At 49.2% G+C, this 4744-nt stretch carries 6 protein-coding genes; all 6 read right to left on the reverse strand.

Annotated elements, in window-relative coordinates:
- Window positions 1-110 precede the first annotated feature (110 nt).
- On the reverse strand, window positions 111-644 hold the full coding sequence (locus ADA01nite_RS12525) for a coiled-coil domain-containing protein (protein WP_146810347.1): 534 nt from the start codon (window positions 642-644) through the stop codon (window positions 111-113).
- A gap of 227 nt (window positions 645-871) precedes the next feature.
- Window positions 872-1261, reverse strand: a complete 390-nt coding sequence (locus ADA01nite_RS12530; protein ID WP_146810349.1) for a hypothetical protein — start codon at window positions 1259-1261, stop codon at window positions 872-874.
- 267 nt (window positions 1262-1528) lie between these two features.
- Window positions 1529-1780: a hypothetical protein gene (locus ADA01nite_RS12535; protein ID WP_146810351.1), complete on the reverse strand. Its 252-nt coding sequence runs from the start codon at window positions 1778-1780 to the stop codon at window positions 1529-1531.
- 98 nt (window positions 1781-1878) lie between these two features.
- A complete protein-coding gene (locus ADA01nite_RS12540) occupies window positions 1879-2367 on the reverse strand; it encodes a hypothetical protein (protein ID WP_146810353.1) in 489 nt (162 codons plus the stop codon).
- 79 nt (window positions 2368-2446) lie between these two features.
- Entirely contained in the window at window positions 2447-3913 is a 1467-nt protein-coding gene (locus ADA01nite_RS12545) for a S41 family peptidase (RefSeq protein ID WP_146810355.1), read from the reverse strand.
- 150 nt (window positions 3914-4063) lie between these two features.
- Window positions 4064-4744: phosphodiester glycosidase family protein (locus tag ADA01nite_RS12550; protein ID WP_218029560.1), on the reverse strand; the 681-nt coding region annotated here is incomplete at its 5' end.

Consider the following 4744-nt stretch of genomic DNA (forward strand, 5'->3'; position numbering starts at 1 on the left):
TTTTTCTTCCCTGGATCTTCTTTCCTCTCCCTCTCCTTCTTTTCTCACGATTTTCACAGAAAAAAGGCAGGGGAGCGAGCATGCGCTTCTCTGCCATGAAGCCATAAATTTTATTGGTTATTAATCAGCCGTTTAATATCCCGGATGTCTGCCTCGTGTTCAAATGCCCGGAGCGAAAGCAATTCGATGACGCGCTGCTGCCTTTCCTGCATATCCTCGACATGCTTAATATGGCTCCTGGATTCTGTAATGTTATGGGTGACAGCGTCTTTAATGATGGTAATGTCCGCTTCCATTCTGTCCAGACGCTTCGTAATTCCTGCTGTCTCCGTCTCCAACTTCCCCAGGCGCTCTGTAATTCCTGCTGTCTCCGTCTCCAACTTCCCCAGGCGCTCTGTAATTCCTGTCGTCTCCGTCTCCAACTTCCCCAGGCGCTCTGTAATTCCTGCTGTCTCTGTCTCCAGTCTGTCCAGACGCTCCGTAATTCCCGCCGTCTCCGTCTCCAGCTTCCCCAGACGTTCTGCAATCCCTGTTGTCTCGGATTCCAGCCTGTCCAGACGCTCGTCAACCCGTCCGAAACCTTCATTCATGCGGCGGTCCATCTGCTGAAGCATCTGCAGAATCGTATCCATCTTCTCAGCCATCTCGTCCCTCCGTTCCTCAATCACATTCATTACCTACAGTATATCAAAACCACCATGGCTTTTCAGCTGCAACCCAGGGATATTCTCCTAACCTACCCTCTACCATTCATTTTGATAGACAGCACAAATAGAGGTAATTCTATAGCGAACTACCTCTGCTGCTATTTGTTCTTCCGGTTTTGTCGTTCGTGCATGAGTAGCACCAACCATTTGAATTAAGTCACCCATTAATTCTTCTCGCGTTCTAATTGTTCAAGGCGCGAATTTATTTCTAGAATCTCTCTTTGAGTACGGCCGGCACGTATATCTGAAATGTCACGATCACGTTGTCGTTCCTGCCGGATGGCTGTTACTTCTCCGTGCAACTTATGAACATCAAGTGCCAGGCCTTCCATTTGTGCCTTCATCTCTTCTTGCCCATCACGCAACGCCCGGACGATTTGGTTTGTTTCTTTTTGTCCTTCTTCCAATACATCAATGCGCTGATTTAATACATCGATGCGCTGATTTAATACATCGATGCGCTGATTTAATACATCGATGCGCTGATTTAGCTTTTGGACTTCGCTCTGCACTCCTTGTAGAGCTGATAAAATTAAATCGAGCTTATCACTCATGCTTTGACCTCCTCTTTTTCATCGTCCGGTATATGTTGAATGACATCTTTACTATTGCATTCCAGATGTTCTTAATTGTTCTTTGGTCATTTTTATCTATTTACAAGCCCGTGCGCAGGACATTTCCAACTTCTTCTTTTCTACACTTCCTATCTCTCACCACAACACACATGTCGAAACATCAAACCTTATCTATATATAAGTACTTTCCATAATGGATTGCAAGAAAAAGCCATCTCCCTATTATCCTCTCTTTTTTTCTCCTAATTATAGAATTTTTTCTATATAAAATGCGGGAAGCAGCATGTCCATTGCGGCCTTTGCTCCTAAATAAGACCCGCCAACTCCAATCACAATGAAGGCTTCCGCTTTTTCGCGAATCTCCGTCCCCACGCGCCTAATGCGCTCATATTCTTCCCTGTTATATGTTTTGGGCCACTGTATCCAGCCGGTATACTCTGCCCCTACCCCTGTGCCGGCGTGCAGCATCTCATGCGCGTGCCAGACCCTGGAGGCCATCTGCTCCAATTCATGCTGTGCAAAAAAAGCTTCAGCATAATAAAGGAAAGCAAGTGTTCATTGTATTTTTCACACTTGCCTTCCTCTCCCTTATCATTTTATCGAATTACATATTCACCGCGAATCATAATGTCCGCCGGTCCTTTGACCACTTTCAGGCCGCGGCCGTCGTCACGCGGCAGCAGCAAATGATGATTGGCCGGTACGGTTTTACCCAGCGTAATATTCGTTCCTGAAGTCAGGTCAGGCAGACCATAGCCTTCTCCTGCCGGTGTATGGGCCGTCACTTTGCCGGTCCGTACAATGAACTCCGTTCCGGCATAGCCGATAATCGTCTTCCCTTCCGGCACTTTCTCCACAACCAGCTTAGCCGAATCCGCCGGTGCCGGTGTCGGTGCAGGCGTCTGCGTACCTGATCCGGAATTTACTTGATTCAAAATCTCCTGCTTCACTTTCTCCACATAGCTCTTCGTCACGATCGGGTCCGCATCGGTGCCCGGCTCAGCCGGAGCGGCGGCGCCCGTCGAGAGTGCACCTGCAATCAATGCCAGCGCGGCGCCGACTATACCGTATCCCCACTTCTTCATGCTTTTTCCTCCCTCGTGTCCATGTTTTGTCTGTATGTATAGACGCACCTCCAGGAAAAATGTTGTGAAAACATCGAAGCTATTTCACATGAACCAGGATGTCCCCGCCCCGCTTCTCGACAAAAATGGAAGGAAAGTCACTGTCAAGCTTATCAAGCGCAAGCCACAATGTGCCTTTCTCGTTACGTAGATATGTATTATTCTTCGTCGAGTACTTACGAACGACCTCACCGCAGCGCAGCACGGCTTGCTGCCGTGCTCCATCCCAATAAATCTGACAGCCGTACACTTCGGCAAAAGGCCGAAGCGCGATAAACCACTTGCCTCCCACTTTCTTCGCCAGACTATTCCCCGCCGGAAAACCGGCCACGCCTGCCGTTCCGTCCGGATATAAATGAAGAGCAGTAGAACCATGTAGATAGGATATAGCCCTCATCACCTGTTCGTCCGGATTTTGTACCACAATGTCGGGGAGAATACCCTGGCCGTTAATCTTGTGCATTAGCGGGGAGAAATACTCTTCCACCGTCAGCTTGAGAACCCCGCCTTTTTGCAGCGGTATCAACTCCTGGACCGTGCCTTTGCCGAATGTTTTGGTGCCGATAACGGTAGCTACTTTATAATCCTTAAGCACGCCGGTCAGTACTTCCGAAGCGCTGGCTGTCAACCCATTCACCAGCACAACCATCGGTATCTGAATGGAACCGGATTTGGCAGAAATATCGGTCAGTTTTCCGCTCCGATCTTTCACATGGACCAGCGCCCCCTTATCGACGAACATGTCCGCAATCTCTATGGCTGCGTCCAAATATCCTCCGCCGTTATCCCGCAGGTCAAGAATCAATCCTTCCATTCCATCGCTTTGCAGTCGGGACAAATGCTTGCGGAACACTTCCGCACTATTGTCAGAGAACGTATAAAGAGTCATGTAGCCGATTTTATTGTCCAGCATCAGGCTATCCACCGGGGAAAATTGCAGAATTTCCCGCTTCAACTGCACGGTATGTTCTTTTCCACCCCGCTTCACGGTCAACTCGACGCTGGAGTCAGGTTCCCCTTTCATCCATTCCGTCACTTGTTCGATGGATTGCCCGGCTACCCGCTTTCCGTCCACTGCAACGACTTCATCTCCCTCGCGCAAACCGGCTTTCTCCGCCGGAGACTCTTCGAAAATGCTCTGGATGATAAGCTTATTATCCTGCTGTTGTATATAAATCCCGATACCGGCAAATGTGCCTTCCAAACCATTATAAAAATCCTCGAACTCCTGCTCCGTAAAGTAGGTCGTATACGGGTCCCCCACCTCTTCCAGCAGGCCCCGGATCGCTCCATCTGTCAGACGCTTGATATCATGCTCGCTGTTGAGGTGCTCTTCCATGATTTTTTGCAGCACTTCATGAATGCGCGCTTCCTGGGCCGCATAGGGAATGTTCCTCGCTTCCTGCGGCTGCGCCGCGTCCTCCGCGGCCCACACAGGTGCAACACCACCGCTTATACTTGTTATCAGAGTACTCCAGATAAGTAGTTGCTTTATTTTCTTTTTCAAGCTGCTCGCTTCCTCTCCCGATTTCTCTTTATACTTTTAAGCGAAAGCAAAGGCTATATTATTTTTACCTCTGCCACCTTTGAAATATCAAGAAAATACCTGTGTTAGTTATTCGACACACACAGAAACTATCCTTTTTCTTCCTGAAACTTAATTATAGACGGCCAATGCCGCGAATACTTTGCGCCGCATCCACTGCCGGTTCATCTGTTTGCCGCGGATGACAAGCTGGGAGGACCGTCCGCCATCCAAATTTAACGCAGTGTGACACCCCGCCTTTCTCAGCAGGTCAGCCAGCGCATAACAGGTCAATCCTGCAGGCCGTCCGTCCGTTACCGCTAGAATCACGCTATCGTCCGTCAGCCCGATGGCCGTACGCGGATGCGCTTCCGTCGCAATGGCCGCTTCCATATGGACACTTGCTTCCAAGACTGGCAGCAGCAGCGGCGACGATTCCAACGCCCAGCACGCACCCGCGAAGTCGGAAATCTTCTTATCTTTTATGGTATCGATCCGCACCTCTCCATCCATATCCTGATAAACATAGAAGCCGCCTAACGAACGCTCGATTACCGTCCCGTCGCTATACTTCATTCCCGAGATGGAGTAACCGCCATCCAGATGAAAAAAGTTCGCGTTCACCAGTATTATCGGCAATTCCTTTCCTTCTTTTTTGAACCGTCCGTATGTATGGACCAGCAGTTCTCCTTCCCGCAGGCACGGAATCAGCTCCATGCGCGCCCGGCGGGAAAATTTTGCGAAATGCACCGATTTCTCTTTCCAATATTCCATCAGACTATAATTGCGCTCCTTTTTCTGTGAAAATCGTGA

This window comes from Aneurinibacillus danicus (assembly GCF_007991215.1).
Lineage (GTDB): Bacteria > Bacillota > Bacilli > Aneurinibacillales > Aneurinibacillaceae > Aneurinibacillus > Aneurinibacillus danicus.

Bases quoted from the DNA above. Each gene is read 5' to 3' on its own strand.
- ADA01nite_RS12525 (WP_146810347.1), bottom strand. From the start codon at position 644: ATGGCTGAGAAGATGGATACGATTCTGCAGATGCTTCAGCAGATGGAC.
- ADA01nite_RS12530 (WP_146810349.1), bottom strand. From the start codon at position 1,261: ATGAGTGATAAGCTCGATTTAATTTTATCAGCTCTACAAGGAGTGCAG.
- ADA01nite_RS12535 (WP_146810351.1), bottom strand. From the start codon at position 1,780: ATGGCCTCCAGGGTCTGGCACGCGCATGAGATGCTGCACGCCGGCACA.
- ADA01nite_RS12540 (WP_146810353.1), bottom strand. From the start codon at position 2,367: ATGAAGAAGTGGGGATACGGTATAGTCGGCGCCGCGCTGGCATTGATT.